Origin of the sequence: Amycolatopsis sp. NPDC059657, assembly GCF_042734395.1 — a bacterium.
In the GTDB taxonomy this organism is placed as follows: domain Bacteria; phylum Actinomycetota; class Actinomycetes; order Mycobacteriales; family Pseudonocardiaceae; genus Amycolatopsis.
Map to the genome: position 1 here is coordinate 142,422 of NZ_JBHWEB010000005.1, position 13,891 is coordinate 156,312.

Below are 13,891 nucleotides of genomic sequence, written 5' to 3' on the forward strand. Positions count from 1 at the left end.
TCAACGATGATCCGGCTAGATTTGTTGATCGGCTCGTCACCTGAATGGTGGAATCGCTGAACGAGGAGGTCCGGGATGAGCGCGGAACAAGACCTCAACGACGACACGGAGTGGGAACGGATCCAGGCCAGTCCTGAATTCGTCGAGCTGCGGCGCAGATTGCGCAGCTTCGTCTTCCCCGTCTCGGCGCTCTTCCTCCTCTGGTACCTGCTCTATGTGCTCCTAGCCGACTACGCGCACGAGTTCATGGCCACCAAGGTCGTCGGCAACATCACCGTCGGCCTCGTACTCGGCCTGCTCCAGTTCGTCTCGACCTTCCTCATCACCTGGTTGTACGTCCGCTACGCCAACCGCAAGCTCGACCCGGTCGCCGACGAACTGCGCGCGAAGATCGAACGGGGTGAACGATGACTCTCGCGGCAGGCGTGGCGGGCAGCAGCCCGGCGCTCAACATCGGCATCTTCGGCGTGTTCGTGGTGATCACCCTGGTGATCGTGTTCCGCGCCAGCCGCAACAGCAAGACCGCTTCGGACTACTACGCCGCCGGGCGCGCGTTCACCGGTCCGCAGAACGGCATCGCCATCTCCGGTGACTACCTGTCAGCGGCCTCGTTCCTCGGCATCGCCGGCGCGATCGCGATCAACGGCTATGACGGGTTCCTGTACTCGATCGGCTTCCTGGTCGCGTGGCTCATCGCGTTGCTGCTGGTCGCCGAGCTGCTCCGCAACACCGGCAAGTTCACCATGGGTGACGTGCTGGCGTTCCGTATGAAGCAGCGTCCGGTGCGCGCCGCGGCGGCCACGTCGACGCTGGTCGTCTCGTTCTTCTACCTGCTCGCGCAGATGGCGGGCGCCGGCGGCCTGGTCGCGCTGCTGCTCGGCATCGAGGGCAAGGCGGGCCAGGCGCTGGTGATCGCCGTCGTCGGTGTCGTGATGATCGTGTACGTGCTGGTCGGCGGCATGAAGGGCACCACGTGGGTGCAGATCATCAAGGCCGCGCTGCTCATCGTCGGCGCGTTCGCGATGACCGTCTGGGTGCTCGGGAAGTACGGCTTCAACCTGTCGTCACTGCTGCAGAGCGCGGTCGACAAGGCCGGCAAGGGTGGCGAGGCGATCCTCGGACCAGGCAAGCAGTACGGCAAGACCGGCACGACCAAGCTGGACTTCCTCTCGCTCGGCATCGCACTGGTGCTCGGCACCGCTGGCCTGCCGCACGTCCTGATGCGCTTCTACACCGTGCCGACCGCGAAGGACGCACGTCGCTCCGTGGTGTGGGCGATCGCGTTGATCGGCGTGTTCTACCTGTTCACGCTGGTGCTCGGCTACGGCGCGGGCGCGCTGGTCGGGCCGTCGACCATCAGCAGCGCACCCGGCGGGGTGAACTCGGCGGCGCCGCTGCTCGCGCAGGCGCTCGGCGGGCCGGTGCTGCTCGGGTTCATCGCGGCGGTCGCGTTCGCGACGATCCTCGCGGTGGTCGCCGGGCTGACCATCACGGCGTCGGCCTCGTTCGCGCACGACGTCTACGCGAACGTCATCAAGAAGGGCAAGGTCGAGGACCCGGACGCCGAGGTGAAGGTCGCCAGGATCACGGCGCTGGTGATCGGCGCGGTCGCGATCGCGGGCGGCATCCTGGCCAACGGGCAGAACATCGCGTTCCTGGTCGCGCTGGCGTTCGCGGTGGCGGCGTCGGCGAACCTGCCGACGATCCTGTACTCGCTGTTCTGGAAGCGGTTCAACACCCAGGGCGCGCTGTGGAGCATCTACGGCGGCCTGCTGGTGACGATCGTGCTGATCGTGTTCTCGCCCGCGGTGTCCGGCAAACCGGTCGACCCGAAGACGGGCAAGAGCGCGTCGATGATCCAAGGCGTCGACTTCCACTGGTTCCCGCTCGACAATCCCGGACTGGTGTCGATACCGGTCGCGTTCTTCCTCGGCTGGCTCGGCACGGTCCTGTCGAAGGAGCACAACGAGAAGAAGTACGCGGAGATGGAGGTTCGCGCGTTGACCGGTGCCGGTGCCGAGAAGGCCATCGAGCACTAGCCTCACACGCGCGATACGTCAGCCCATGGGAGCATGGAGAACGTGGTGAGCCCTGCAGAAATCCCGGCCGTGAACATCGCGGACCTGCCAGCCGACGGTGTGCTGCTCGACGTCCGCGAGGACGACGAATGGCAGGCCGGGCACGCGCCCAAGGCCGTGCACATCCCGCTCGGCGAGCTGCCGTCGCGGGTCGGTGAACTGGCCGATCTGCCGGATGGCCCGGTGTACGTGGTCTGCCGCAGCGGCGGCCGGTCCGCGCGCGCGACCGCGTGGCTCAACGCCAGCGGCTGGGACGCGGTCAACGTCTCGGGTGGCATGAAGTCGTGGGACGCCGAGGGCCGCGAGGTCGTCGGCGAGTCCGGCGGCGAGCCGGAAATCCTCTAACCCATGCAGCCAGGTCAGTTCCCACCGCCCGTACGGCCGCAATATCGGCCGGTCCGGGTCCGGTGGGTGGCGACGCCGCCACCGGGCGCGATGCCGCAGCGCCGCGCGATGCCACCGCAGCGCTATCTCGGCCCGCCGCGCTACGCGGTGACGCCGCGCTGGGGTTTCCCCAACCTGACCTGGCGGTCGCCGACCGCGGTACCCGGCACGGCCTCGGACGTGCAGAGCCCGGTCCAGCGCCTGCGCGTGATCGCGCGCAGCACGTTCGGCTCACTGTGGTTCCTGGCTTGCTTGGCACTGGTGGCCGGCGCCGCGGAAATCTGGCGTTATGTGCTGCTCGTGCAGTCGCGCAACTCGGCGCTGACCACGAACGTGGTCGAGGCGTCGGACACCCTCGTGGTCACGGCCGGTCTACTGGCGACGATCTTCTCGCTGGTCCCGGCCGGCCTGACCCTCTGGTGGCTGTTCGTCGCCAGGGTCGCGGCCGCCGACGCCGCCGACGAAGAGCCGTCCCGCACCTCGCGCGAGGTGCTGCTCGGCATGCTCGTGCCCGGCTTGAACCTGGTGATGGCCGGTTCGATCATGGCCGAGCTGGAACACTCCGTGCTCCGCCGCTCCCCTGACCGGCGCCCGACCCCGTCCCGCCTGGTCTTCACCTGGTGGGGCCTGTGGGTCCTGAACTGGCTCCTCCTGGTCACCGCGCTCTGGTGGCGCATGCGCGACGGCATCCAGGCCATGGCCGACTCCGTCGTCCTGGTCGCACTGACCGACTTCGCCGCCGCCGCGCTCGCCATCGTCACGGCCATCCTGGTCCGCCGCACGACCGAGCTGCTGGCCCCGATCACCCTGACCAAGGCGACGGCCCGCCAAGTCCTCAAGGTCACCGGTGCCCCCGAGCCTGAGCTTCGCCCGACCCGCCCCTTCGGCACCCGCCGCTAGCCAGGGAAAAAAATCCCAATGTGGCTTTGGTCAGCTTTGAGCTGACCAAAGCCACATTGGCGTGCTGAAACCTGACGAATGCCGCATTGGGATTTTTTTCCCAGGGTCAGGCGGTGACCAGCAGGGTTCGGAGGCCCCGGATCACGAATTCGGGGCGCCGGGGTGGGGGAGCCGCGAGGCGGAGGCCGGGTAGGCGGGTCGCGAGGGCGTCCAAAGCGGCCGAGATCTCGACTCGGGCCAGTGGGGCGCCGACGCAGTAGTGGATGCCCGCGCCGAAGCCCAGGTGGGCGTTCGGGGATCGGGAGATGTCCAGCGTGTCCGGGTCGGTGAAGACGAGCGGGTCGCGGGCGGCCGCGCCGAGCAGCGCGCCGATCTTGTCGCCGGGCGCGAGCCGGTAGCCCGCGATTTCGACGTCCGTGGTCGCGGTCCGCTCGAACAACTGCAGTGGCGCGTCGAAGCGGATGAGTTCCTCGACGCAGGTGTCGAGCAGACCACGGTCGGCGACCAGGCGTTCCCATTGCGCGCGGTGGGTGAGCAGCGCGGAGACGCCGTTACCGAGCACGTTGACCGTCGCCTCGTGCCCGGCCATCAGCACCAGTACCGCCGTCGCGACCAGCTCGTCGGGGGTCAGTTCCGACCGCAGCAGGTCGCTGATCAGGTCGCCGGAGCGCGGCTTCGAGGCTTGCGAACGGACGTAGTCGACGAACTCGCCCGCCGCCGTTTCGGCCGCGTCGCGGTCGGACTCGGGGATGCCGTACTCGTACATCTTCACCACGGCATTGCTCCACGCGACCATGCGCGGGCCGTCGGCCTCCGGCACGCCGAGCAGTTCGGCGATCACCGCGACCGGCAGCGGCTGGGCCACGAACTCGAGCAGGTCGGCCTCGCCGTCCGCGGCGATCTTCCAGGCGAGTTCGTCCACCATCCCGTGCGCCAGCGCGGCGATCCGGTCGTTCAGCCGTTGGACGTGGCCGCGGGCGAACGCGCCCGAGATCTGCTTGCGCAGGCGGGTGTGCGCGGGCGGTTCGCTCTCCAGCAGCGAGTTGCGGTGCAGGAGGTTGAACGACGCGAAGCGCTCCAACGGCTGGGCGTCGCTCCAGATCCGGCCGAGCCCGCGGTGCCTCAGCACGGCGGAGGTGGCAGCGTGCGAGACGGTCACCGCCATGCCGAGACCGTCGTGCCGGTGCACCTCGCCCCCGGCGCGCAGCTCGGCGAAAGCCGGGTACGGGTCGGCCAGGAAGACGGGGTCGCGGGGGTCGAACATGGCGCGAGCCTAACCGCGCTACCCGCCCGAACGAACGGGTAGCGCGGAGGAGCTCACTACCAGCGGAAACCGAGGTCCCAGTTGTAGCGGTAGGAGCCGGGTGCGATCGCCTGCAGTGTGTAGCTGCCCGCTGGAACGTCGCGGCAGACCCAGGACTGCGGGGGAGCGTCCACCGTGAATGTGGTGCGACAGCCAGGAACGCCCTGAAGAGACCAGCTGAGTGTCTCGTTCGGGCCGACGGGGCCGTCGACCCTGCCCGCGTCGACGTCGATCGAGATCGTGCCGCCGGGGAAGGGGCCGCTGCCGAGGAAGCAGCTTCCTTGGTTCTCGCAGTCCCAGGCCTGAACAGTGGCGTTCGCGGGTATGGCACCGACCAGCATGGCGCCCGCCACAGCGGCGATCGTCGCGATTTTCTTCATGATCTCCCCAGTCCGATTGTCTGTACAGCCCCTGTCTACTGACGGCTTCGGGGTGCGTAAACCGTTTTCAGCCTTGGCTGAAACCGTGGTCGCGGGGGTCGGGCCTGGCGCGCGGCCAACCCTTCGATAGCGTCATCGCGCTGAACCTATGAGGAGGCTGACGTGGGCAAGGGCGGGCGCAAGAAGGGTCCCAAGACGACGGACCGCAAGCCGAAGGTGCGCGACGTTTTCGTCGGCCAGCCCTTCGAGGGGCTCGCCGCGGAGCCGGAGCTCATCGCGCTGCGTGAGTTCGTGCCGTCGGCGACGGCGAGGCTGACGCTGAAGGACAGCGACAAGAAGGTCACGCTCGGCACCGTGCTGCCGATGGCCGCTGCCGCGTTCGTGCGCTCCGATGGCGAGGCGTTCATCGGGATGCAGGTGCAGACCCGGTCCTCCGACATCTCGCGTGACCTCGGCCGCGCACTCAAGTGGGTGGCCGACGCCAAGCCCGGCGACGTGCTGGCCGTGCCGGACACGCTGAGCGAGCCCGGCGAGGGCGAGCGCCTCCAGGACCTGCTGGTCGCGGATGCCGAGCTCGACGTCGAGTTGCACCAGGACTTCGCGTGGTGGCTGCCGGAAGACGCCGACGCCAGCGGTGAGGTCGCGCTCTCGCTGGAGCGCGCCAACTCGGCCATCATGCCGACCGAGCGGCTCGGCACCGGCTCGTACTGGGTGCTCGCCGGCGAGAAGGCGCACCTGCGCTGGGTTCGCCCCGAGCAGGAGAACCTGCTGCTGCAAGCGCTTGCGCGGCTGTCCGCCGCCGGTGAGATCGGCCTCGGCGAAGGCTCGCGCTACGCGGGCTCGTTCCGCGCGCACGGGCTGCTCGTGCCGGTGTGGGACCTCGACCCCGAGGCGCACGCCCGCGAGTGGGCCGACGCCGCCACCCAGCTCGGCACCCGGCTGGACGGCGCACTGAAGTCGCTCGACACCGAGCCGCTGAACGCGGCAGAGCGCCGCTCGCGTGACGGGCTCATCGGCCGCCAGCTCACCTTGCGGTGATCCTGCACATCTGCACCGCCGCCGAGTGGGCGGCGGTGCCTGATGGCGGCACTTATCGGGCGGCGTCACTCAAGGACGCCGGATTCATCCACTGTTCTGATTTCGGCACCCTGCACCTGCCGGCCAATGCGCTTTTCGCTGGGCAGAGCGGGCTTGTCGTGCTGGAAATCGACCCCGCGAAACTCGGTGTCCCGCTACGGTGGGAGCCGGGGGTTCCCGAGCAGCCGGACGGCGTCTGGTTCCCGCATGTCTATGGACCGATTCCGCAGGTCGCGGTGGTCGCGGTGCATGATTTCCCGGTGGACGGTGACGGCAGGTTCCGCCTTCCGGTAACACTTGCGCGACGCTGACGAAAAACGGAACGAGAGCGTTCGTCGGGCGTCTTTTCGATTGAGCGCGGTATGAAGGCAACCTCTGGGGGCTGTGGTGCGTTTTCCGGGTGGCGACAGAGCGACGCCAAGAGACGTGCTGGAGGGAGGCGACGCGGTGACCGCTGCGGCTACCGCGCTACCCGGGTCGGAAACCTGGTCGGTGACGGGTGACAGCGCCTCGGAGCTGGTCGATTTCAGCTCCTTCGTCGAGACGAGCCTGCCAGGGCTGCTCCGCTACGGGTACGCACTCACCGGCAACCCGCACGACGCCGCCGACCTGGTCCAGACCGTGCTCGAGAAGATCGGCTCACGGTGGACGCACGTCCAGCGCAAGACCGGCGACCCGATCGCCTACGTCCGCCGGTCCATGGCGAACGCGCACGTCAGCCGCTGGCGCCGGACCCGGCGTGAGAACCTGGTGGCCGACCTGCCGGACACGCAGCCGTTCGCGCCGGCGGACCCGTTCGAGCACGAGCCACTGTGGCAAGCGCTACGTGCGCTACCACCGCGGCAACGAGCGGTGATGGTCCTGCGTTATTACGAAGGACTGTCCGAGGCGGAGATCGCGGCCACGCTCGGCGTCACGCAGGGCACCGTGAAGAGCCAGGCGAGCAAGGCCATCGCTTCGTTGCGTACGAAGCTGGCGCTGCCGGAGATGAGCGAAGGGAGGGAGGCAAGTTGATCACATCCGATGACGAGCTGGACGCCAAGCTGCGGCAGTTGTTCGCCGACGATCGGCTCGGCGGCCTCCAGCCCAAGGAAGGCGCCGGAGAAACGATCGTCGCGGGTGCCAGGCGACGGCGGAACCGGCGCAAGACCATGACGGCCGCTGGCGGTGTCGCCATGGCGTCGGTGCTGGTCGTCGGCGGGGTGACCTTCGCGAAGGTGCAGGAACGCGACACCCAAGCCGCCATGTCGACGGCGGCGAGCCAGGCCGCCGCGTCCGGCGCCGCGCCGGAGTCGACCGGTGGGGGTGGGACCGCGCTGCCGGCGCCGCCTGGACAGACGTCGCAGAGCAACTCCGCCCCGCTCACCACTTCGACAACGCAGAAGACCACGCCGACGACCGCCGCGAAGCCGGACGGGCCGACCAAGATAATGACCGGATCCTTGCTGGGACATTCCGGGCTCGGCAACCTGACGCTCGGCATGACCGAGGCGCAGCTCACCGCCGCCGGGATCATTTTCGCGAAGGAGTCGGGTACCACCTGCGCCTTCGGCAAGGTGACCAAGGTGACGGGGCAGGTGGGCGACATCAGGATCTACTTGTCCGAGACGGCCGGGGTCACGGCGATCCTGCCGGCGTCCTCACACACACCGGAAGGCGTCGGGACCGGTTCGACGGTGGAAGACGTGGGGACGATCTACAAGGTCCCCACGAACGGGCAGCTTCCCAGTGTCAACCTGGGCACCACCAGCTACGAGTTCGCGCTGAGCAATTCGAAGGTCAAGAGTGTGGTGCTGAAGGCCAACAACAGGCAGGGCTGCGGCTAAGCAGTCCGCATAAGGAAGAACCCGGGCCATCCACAGGGGGAGGGCCCGGGTTCTTCTTGTGGTGGGAGCAGTCGTGCCGGCCTAGAGCGCACCGCCCGCGACCGGCGGCATGGCGGCGTCGGCGCCACCGTCGCCGACGGTCTCGCGGTGCAGGTGCGCCTCGATTTCGAAGAGGTTCCCGTTCGCGCGCTTCGCGATGGTCACCAGCGTGTTCATGGCGGCGATTTCCTCGACCTGCTCCTTGAGGAACCACTGGGTGAACTGCTCGCCCATGTAATCCTCTTCGGCGCGCGCGGCCTTGGCGATCTGCTTGATGTCGGAGGCGACTTCCTTTTCCTGCTCGAGTGCGAGCTGGAGCAGTTCGCTCACATCGGAGAAGTCATTGCGGACATCACCGGTCGACGGGATTTCCACGTGGTGGTCGGTGTCGAGCATGTACTGCACGAGCGCCATCGCGTGGTTCCGCTCTTCGACCGACTGCCGGTAGAAGTGCTTGGCGAGCTGGGGCAGGTCCTCGGCGTCGAACCAGACGGCCAGCGCGATGTACTGCTGGGAGGCATTGAACTCGTTGTGCACCTGCGCCTGCAGCAGTTCGTAGAACTTCGAGCGCGGTTCTTTCTTGAGGAGGGCCATGCCCATAACGATAATGGAACCAGTCCAGTTTTTCCAATTTGAACTGGTGATCTACCCCCTATTAGGTTACCATTCCCAAAGCCAGGGAGCACTAATTTTGGTAAGCCTCACCTAATTGATTTCGAAATCAATTAGGTGAGGCTTATCTTATTTACAGCGGGTCGCGCTGCACCGGGCAGGACATACAGCGCGGTCCGCCACGGCCGGAGCCGAGTTCGGAGCCCGCGATCGGCAGCACCTCGATACCGGCGGCGAGCAGCCGTTCGTTCGTCTCCACGTTGCGCTCGTAGCCGACGACCACGCCGGGCGCGAGCGCCAGCGTGTTGTTGCCGTCGTCCCACTGCTCACGCTCGGCGGTGACGGGGTCGAGGCCGGTGTCGATCACGCGTAGCTTGTCGATGCCCATCGCCTCGGCGGCCGCGGTCAGGAACGGCTTCGGGCCGTCGACCTTGACGGAGCCTTCGCCGTTCGGGCGCATGGTGAACGCGGTCAGCGAATCGCGGGACAGCGGGTACATCACCACCGCGTCGGAGTCGACCATCGTGCACACGGTGTCCAGGTGCATGGTCGCGCGCGACTGCTCGATCGGCACGGCGAGCACGGTGTGCGCGATGTCGTCGGCGAACACGGACCTGGCGAGCGACTCCGCGCCGGCTGCCGTGGTGCGCTCGCCGACGCCGATGGCGAGCACGCCAGGCGAAAGCAGCATGACGTCACCGCCCTCGATCGGCGCCGAGTGCGCGCCGTACGCGCGCGCCGCGTGCCGGAAGCGCGGGTGGTACGCGTAGATGAGGTCGAGCAGCGCGGTCTCGCGGCGCCGGGCGGGCATCGTCAGCGACGAGATGGCCACGCGATCGCCGATCCATGCCGACGAGTCGCGGGTGAAGAGCAGGTTCGGCAGCGGATCGACCGCGAAGTCGTGCGGGTGGATCATCTTCCGCACCAGCGACGCGCCCTCGGAACTCGGCAGCTCCTCGAAGGTCATGCCCGCCATCAGCGCTTCGGCCAACGCCGGCGCGTCCACTCCGGACAGGTGCGAGCGCAGTGAGTCGCCGAGGTCGTTGCCTAGCCTGCGGTCATCGACGGCGGCGTGCACCCCGGCCGCGTGCGCGCGCGGGTCCTCCAGCGCGGTCCGTAGCGCGTCGGCGAGCAGCACCACTTCGACGCCGCGCCCGCGCAGCACCTCGGCGAACGCGTCGTGCTCCTCCTGCGCGCGGTCCACCCACGGGATCGAGTCGAACAGGAGTTGGTCGTTGTTGCGCGGGGTGAGCCTCTTGAGCTCGTTTCCCGGCCGGTGGAGCAGAACCGCGCGGAGCGGTCCGACTTCGCTGTCCACGCGGGGCGCGCTTGCGGATTCACTGATCACGGTAGACGAGCGTAATGACTCGGTAAGGGAAATGGGGATGATAAAGAACGCATCCGGCCGTTTTGATAGAAGAATCTGACCGGGTGGCGGAATGGAGTTGACGGATGCGTGTCCTGTTGCGGAAAAAGAGCACCAAACTCGTGCTGGCGCTCGCGGTGGTGGCACTCGTGGCGGGACTCTGGGTGTTCGAACCATGGCGCGCGTTCACACACAGCAACCTCGACGAGTCGCTGCCGGTCGTCACCGCTTCCCAGCCGGTGGAAAAGCCCGTGGCGGCACCGGTGGAACTGGCCTCAGGGGCGTTCGTCAGCCAGGAGCACGAGACGAAGGGGACGGCGCGGGTACTCGACGTCGGCGGCTCGCGGGTGCTCCGGCTGGAAGACCTGTCCTCGTCGGATGGGCCTGACCTGCACGTTTGGCTGACCGACGCGGCGGCGGGCGGCTCGTGGGGCAAATACGACGACGGCCGGGTCGTGAAGCTGGGGTCGCTCAAGGCCACCGACGGGAACCAGAACTACCCGATTCCGGCGGACGCGGAACTGGCCGGGCTTCACAGTGTGGTCATCTGGTGCGACCGGTTCAACGTCGCGTTCGGCTCGGCGCCGCTGGATCTCTAGGGCAGCCAGGAGATCTTGTTCTTCAGCAGCGCGTAACCGACGAACGACACGAAATCGAGCAGGGTGTGCGCGGCGACGAGCGGCCAAAGCCGGTTGGTCTTCTGCCAGAACCGGCCGAAGACGAGGCCCATCACGAAGTTGCCGACGAATCCGCCGAAGCCTTGGTAAAGGTGGTACGACCCGCGCAATACGGCGGCCGTGATCAATGACGAGTTCTCGCGCAGCCCGAGCTGGCGCAGCCTGGTCAGGAAGTAGGCGACCACCAGCACCTCCTCGGCGAACGCGTTGCCGAAGGCGGAGATCGTCAACGTGATCGGCCGCCACCAGGTGTCGCCGAGCGTCGAGGGCAGCACGGCCAGGTTGAAACCGAGCGCGTAGCCGACGAAATACAGCACCAGCCCCGGAATCCCGATGAGCGCGGCCAGCCCGATGCCGTGCAGCACGTCGCGGCGGGGTTTCCGCTTGTCGAGACCGATGTCCTTGAGTTTCAGCCCCGCCCGCCAGAGCAGGTACACCCCGAGCGCGCCCCAGCCGACCAGCTGCGCGGCGCTGAGCAGTTGCTTGAGCAGGTCGACCAGATCGAGCGTCGCCTGCGGCACGTTGATCGCGACCTGTTGCTGCTTCAGTGGAACCGGCTTCAGCAACGAGTCCACAAGGGACAGCAGGCTCCGCGCGCCGGACAGGCCGAGCGTGATCCCGAAAACGATCCACAGCTCGATGACGATCGCGCGCCGTTCGGCGGGATCCTCGATCTGCACCGGCAGTGTCGGACGCTCGGGGTTCAGCCATGGACGCACCCGCGCACGTTACCTTTCGAAGCATGTCTCGCAACATCGCCACCAACAGCAAAGTCGACCGTGAAGCGCTCGTCGAATTCCTGCGCACCCGCCACCGCGCCATCCTGATGACCACCCGCGCCGACGGCGGACCGCAGCTCTCACCGGTCACCTGTGGCGTCGACTCGCAAGGCCGCCTGGTCATCTCGACATACCCCCAACGTGCGAAGGTCGTGAACATCCGGCGCTCACCCCGCGTGTCCGCCTGCGTGATCTCCGACGAGTGGAACGACCCGTGGGTCCAGCTCGACGGCTCGGCCGAGGTGCTCGACCTGCCAGACTCGGTCGAGCCGCTGGTCGAGTACTTCCGCAGCATCTCGGGCGAACACCCCGACTGGGACGAATACCGCGAAGCCATGACCCGCCAAGGAAAAAGCCTCATCCGCGTGACCATCGACCGGTGGGGCCCCATCGCCACCGGCGGCTTCCCCGCCTCCCTCGCCTGACCCCTCGTCCGGTCAAAAAAATCCCAATGTGGCTTTCGTCAGCTCAGAGCTGACGAAAGCCACATTGGCGTGCTGAAAACTGACCAATGCCGCATTGGGATTTTTTTCCCTGGGTCAGGTGGCGCGTTTGGCCAGGAAGGGGCACCCGACCAGGCGCCGGAGTTCGGCCGCGAGCTGGGGTGGGCCGTCGACCGGGCGGGAGAAGGCGAGGCGGACGTCGTGGTCGCCCGTGTCGGCTTCGACGCGCAGGCGGAGGCCGTAGCGGTCGAGGCCGAGTGGGCGGATGACGCCGTCGCGCAAGGCGGGCGGGAGGTGTTTCGCTAGCTGGTCGACGACGTCGGGGTGGCTGCTTTCGAGGTGGCGCAGCCATTGGGTCTCGTAGTCGTGGAACGGGTCGGGTGCGGCGGCGCTGAACATGTGCGGCCGCAGTGAGTGGGTGCCCTCGGCGTCGGCGAGCACGAGGGAGGCCGGGGTCAGGCGCAGCAGCGTCATGCCGTGGCCGACGTCGAGCAGCCGGTGGTCAGGGCGGGTTTCCGCGATCGAGATGGCGCGGGCGCGGGCCGCGTCCGGCTTGAGCGGGCGCAGCCAGCCGGTGATCCACAGCAGGCCGCGTACCGGCTCGCGCAGGTCGATCGGCGCGTTGTCGGTCAGCTCGACCATCACGGCGAGTTCGCCGCGCGAGGTGGTGCGGGTGGCGATGACCATCGAGTGGTCGTCCGGCAGCAGGACGCTGACGCTGCCGCTGACATGCACGTGGTGGAGCACGGGGACGACCCGTTCGGTCTGCCGGTCGTCACGCTCGACGGTGGGCATCAACGTCGCCGGTCCGTTGCGGGTGGCGATGGTCTTCGCGCGCTCCGCGGGGTTCGGCGCCGGCGGGCGCCTGATGGATGTCTCGGTCACGGCTCACCTCCTACTTAGGTGAGCCTAACCTGACTTCGGCGAGTTTGTGAAGCCCCGCGAGAGGGTGACGGATATCCTGCCGTCAAACCACCGTCAGGGGGATTGACCAGTGGAAACAGAGCGCGTTCGGGTCCGCGAGCCGAGAACGGACCTACCGATGGGCGAAGATCAGGTACTCGGCGCTCAGCTCAAGGCCGCCAACAAGTGGGCGCCCATCGCGGCCGCCCTGCTGGCCGTGGGGCTCGCGGTGACGGCCGTGTCGGTGTGGACCGGCGGACCGCGCAACCTGCCTCCTTTGCTGTTCATCGGGTGCACATTGGCCGTCTGGCAGTACTGGTGGTTCACCCGCCCCGCACGCGCGCTCCGCCTCCGGGACGCGTTCTTCCGGCAGTTCACGCTCGCCGAGGGGTCAGTGCTGGTCACGGGAGCCAAGGTGAGCATCCGGCTGCCCGACGGCGGGTGGGCGGTGTTCCGCACCTTTGACTGCAACCGGCTGCTGATCGCCGCCCAGCGCAAGGCCTGGGTGGTGGGACCTGACGACCAGGGCAGTCTCGTCGTCGTGGTGCCAGGCATGGGCACCGGATGGATGGCGAAAGCGGCGCCGGAACCCGCGCCGGGGTCGAAGCCGCTGCACCGGTCACCGGCGCCCAGTTCGCCGCGTGAGGATCCCGTCGTGCGGGCCTACTGGAACTACACGCGGAGACTGACGGCGCTTCTGATGGTGGCTTACGTGCTGGCTGTCGCTTGGATGATCAGCTTGTCGCTGACCATGCCCTGGCCGTTGTCACTTCCGCCGCTGGTGCTGACCGGGGGCGTGATCGTGGTGATCGTGGTCGCGTTGATCAAGACCTTGGCCTGGGGCCGGTCGACGTACGCGGACCGGTGGACCGAACTGGCCGCCACCCTCGACGGGCCGATCAAGCATTCCGGCACGGCCATGGTGAGCGGGGCAGGACACGTGCGGCTCTCCGACGGCCGCGTCGTCCGGGTGAAGTTCGTCAGGGCGAACGTCAACCTGCTGGCCAATATCGAGGCGACCGGCCGGATGTGGGTTTTCGGCGAGCCGCGGCCCGGCAAGGCCGTGCGGATCGGGTTGCCGGGATATCCGCTGCTGGCCAACGTCAAGCTGGGCTAACGTCGGT

Annotated in this window: 17 protein-coding genes; 11 read left to right on the forward strand and 6 right to left on the reverse strand. The window is 67.8% G+C overall.

The window, feature by feature from the left end:
* Nucleotides 1–75: 75 nt before the first annotated feature.
* The 4 genes from ACFV15_RS04755 (at nt 76) to ACFV15_RS04770 (ending at nt 3,362) form a co-directional block, all read left to right on the forward strand.
* Nucleotides 76–411 (forward strand): DUF485 domain-containing protein, encoded by a 336-nt coding sequence (locus ACFV15_RS04755; RefSeq protein ID WP_378348773.1) that lies wholly within the window; start codon nt 76–78, stop codon nt 409–411.
* Complete coding sequence (locus ACFV15_RS04760) at nt 408–2,039, forward strand: cation acetate symporter (protein ID WP_378348774.1); 1,632 nt, start codon at nt 408–410, stop codon at nt 2,037–2,039. Before ACFV15_RS04755 ends, ACFV15_RS04760 begins: the two co-directional genes overlap by 4 nt.
* Nucleotides 2,040–2,072: 33 nt before the next feature.
* Nucleotides 2,073–2,423: a rhodanese-like domain-containing protein gene (locus ACFV15_RS04765; RefSeq protein ID WP_378348775.1), complete on the forward strand. Its 351-nt coding sequence runs from the start codon at nt 2,073–2,075 to the stop codon at nt 2,421–2,423.
* A 66-nt stretch (nt 2,424–2,489) separates the two neighbouring features.
* Complete coding sequence (locus tag ACFV15_RS04770; protein ID WP_378348776.1) at nt 2,490–3,362, forward strand: DUF4328 domain-containing protein; 873 nt, start codon at nt 2,490–2,492, stop codon at nt 3,360–3,362.
* A gap of 106 nt (nt 3,363–3,468) precedes the next feature.
* Here the strand turns inward: ACFV15_RS04770 and ACFV15_RS04775 are convergent, their stop codons facing one another.
* Both ACFV15_RS04775 and ACFV15_RS04780 read right to left on the reverse strand, forming a co-directional pair.
* A complete protein-coding gene (locus tag ACFV15_RS04775; protein WP_378348777.1) occupies nt 3,469–4,626 on the reverse strand; it encodes a cytochrome P450 in 1,158 nt (385 codons plus the stop codon).
* 56 nt (nt 4,627–4,682) lie between these two features.
* Nucleotides 4,683–5,045: a hypothetical protein gene (locus ACFV15_RS04780; RefSeq protein ID WP_378348778.1), complete on the reverse strand. Its 363-nt coding sequence runs from the start codon at nt 5,043–5,045 to the stop codon at nt 4,683–4,685.
* A 162-nt stretch (nt 5,046–5,207) separates the two neighbouring features.
* Between ACFV15_RS04780 and ACFV15_RS04785 the strand changes: the two genes are divergently transcribed.
* The 4 genes from ACFV15_RS04785 to ACFV15_RS04800 all read left to right on the forward strand — a co-directional run bounded on the left by ACFV15_RS04785 (nt 5,208) and on the right by ACFV15_RS04800 (nt 7,948).
* Complete coding sequence (locus tag ACFV15_RS04785; protein ID WP_378348779.1) at nt 5,208–6,083, forward strand: DUF5926 family protein; 876 nt, start codon at nt 5,208–5,210, stop codon at nt 6,081–6,083.
* Nucleotides 6,080–6,433: a DUF952 domain-containing protein gene (locus tag ACFV15_RS04790; protein WP_378348780.1), complete on the forward strand. Its 354-nt coding sequence runs from the start codon at nt 6,080–6,082 to the stop codon at nt 6,431–6,433. Before ACFV15_RS04785 ends, ACFV15_RS04790 begins: the two co-directional genes overlap by 4 nt.
* Nucleotides 6,434–6,614: 181 nt before the next feature.
* Nucleotides 6,615–7,136, forward strand: coding sequence for a SigE family RNA polymerase sigma factor (locus tag ACFV15_RS04795; protein WP_378348811.1), 522 nt, complete (start codon nt 6,615–6,617; stop codon nt 7,134–7,136).
* The gene (locus ACFV15_RS04800; protein WP_378348781.1) at nt 7,133–7,948 is read left to right on the forward strand and encodes a hypothetical protein; all 816 of its coding nucleotides are present in this window, start codon (nt 7,133–7,135) and stop codon (nt 7,946–7,948) included. The genes ACFV15_RS04795 and ACFV15_RS04800 overlap by 4 nt, the downstream gene beginning before the upstream one ends.
* An 81-nt stretch (nt 7,949–8,029) precedes the next feature.
* Here ACFV15_RS04800 and ACFV15_RS04805 read toward each other — a convergent pair whose 3' ends face one another.
* Nucleotides 8,030–8,581, reverse strand: coding sequence for a ferritin (locus tag ACFV15_RS04805; RefSeq protein WP_378348782.1), 552 nt, complete (start codon nt 8,579–8,581; stop codon nt 8,030–8,032).
* 151 nt (nt 8,582–8,732) lie between these two features.
* Nucleotides 8,733–9,917, reverse strand: a complete 1,185-nt coding sequence (locus tag ACFV15_RS04810) for an arginine deiminase (RefSeq protein ID WP_378348812.1) — start codon at nt 9,915–9,917, stop codon at nt 8,733–8,735.
* A gap of 134 nt (nt 9,918–10,051) precedes the next feature.
* On the opposite strand from ACFV15_RS04810, the gene ACFV15_RS04815 reads away from it, so the two are divergent.
* On the forward strand, nt 10,052–10,564 hold the full coding sequence (locus ACFV15_RS04815) for a DM13 domain-containing protein (protein WP_378348783.1): 513 nt from the start codon (nt 10,052–10,054) through the stop codon (nt 10,562–10,564).
* On the opposite strand, the gene ACFV15_RS04820 is transcribed toward ACFV15_RS04815, so the two are convergent.
* Nucleotides 10,561–11,361: a CPBP family intramembrane glutamic endopeptidase gene (locus ACFV15_RS04820; RefSeq protein ID WP_378348784.1), complete on the reverse strand. Its 801-nt coding sequence runs from the start codon at nt 11,359–11,361 to the stop codon at nt 10,561–10,563. The two genes, ACFV15_RS04815 and ACFV15_RS04820, sit on opposite strands and share 4 nt — an antisense overlap.
* A 23-nt stretch (nt 11,362–11,384) precedes the next feature.
* On the opposite strand from ACFV15_RS04820, the gene ACFV15_RS04825 reads away from it, so the two are divergent.
* Nucleotides 11,385–11,846, forward strand: a complete 462-nt coding sequence (locus ACFV15_RS04825; RefSeq protein ID WP_378348785.1) for a PPOX class F420-dependent oxidoreductase — start codon at nt 11,385–11,387, stop codon at nt 11,844–11,846.
* A gap of 114 nt (nt 11,847–11,960) precedes the next feature.
* On the opposite strand, the gene ACFV15_RS04830 is transcribed toward ACFV15_RS04825, so the two are convergent.
* On the reverse strand, nt 11,961–12,749 hold the full coding sequence (locus ACFV15_RS04830) for a DUF2470 domain-containing protein (protein ID WP_378348786.1): 789 nt from the start codon (nt 12,747–12,749) through the stop codon (nt 11,961–11,963).
* Nucleotides 12,750–12,906: 157 nt separating this feature from the next.
* On the opposite strand from ACFV15_RS04830, the gene ACFV15_RS04835 reads away from it, so the two are divergent.
* Complete coding sequence (locus ACFV15_RS04835; protein ID WP_378348787.1) at nt 12,907–13,884, forward strand: hypothetical protein; 978 nt, start codon at nt 12,907–12,909, stop codon at nt 13,882–13,884.
* Nucleotides 13,885–13,891: the final 7 nt, after the last annotated feature.

What these genes read in the sequence shown, in the direction of transcription:
- ACFV15_RS04755 (WP_378348773.1), top strand. Translation starts at nt 76, where the DNA reads ATGAGCGCGGAACAAGACCTCAACGACGACACGGAGTGGGAACGGATC.
- ACFV15_RS04760 (WP_378348774.1), top strand. Translation starts at nt 408, where the DNA reads ATGACTCTCGCGGCAGGCGTGGCGGGCAGCAGCCCGGCGCTCAACATC.
- ACFV15_RS04765 (WP_378348775.1), top strand. Translation starts at nt 2,073, where the DNA reads ATGGAGAACGTGGTGAGCCCTGCAGAAATCCCGGCCGTGAACATCGCG.
- ACFV15_RS04775 (WP_378348777.1), bottom strand. Translation starts at nt 4,626, where the DNA reads ATGTTCGACCCCCGCGACCCCGTCTTCCTGGCCGACCCGTACCCGGCT.
- ACFV15_RS04780 (WP_378348778.1), bottom strand. Translation starts at nt 5,045, where the DNA reads ATGAAGAAAATCGCGACGATCGCCGCTGTGGCGGGCGCCATGCTGGTC.
- ACFV15_RS04805 (WP_378348782.1), bottom strand. Translation starts at nt 8,581, where the DNA reads ATGGCCCTCCTCAAGAAAGAACCGCGCTCGAAGTTCTACGAACTGCTG.
- ACFV15_RS04815 (WP_378348783.1), top strand. Translation starts at nt 10,052, where the DNA reads ATGCGTGTCCTGTTGCGGAAAAAGAGCACCAAACTCGTGCTGGCGCTC.
- ACFV15_RS04825 (WP_378348785.1), top strand. Translation starts at nt 11,385, where the DNA reads ATGTCTCGCAACATCGCCACCAACAGCAAAGTCGACCGTGAAGCGCTC.
- ACFV15_RS04835 (WP_378348787.1), top strand. Translation starts at nt 12,907, where the DNA reads ATGGGCGAAGATCAGGTACTCGGCGCTCAGCTCAAGGCCGCCAACAAG.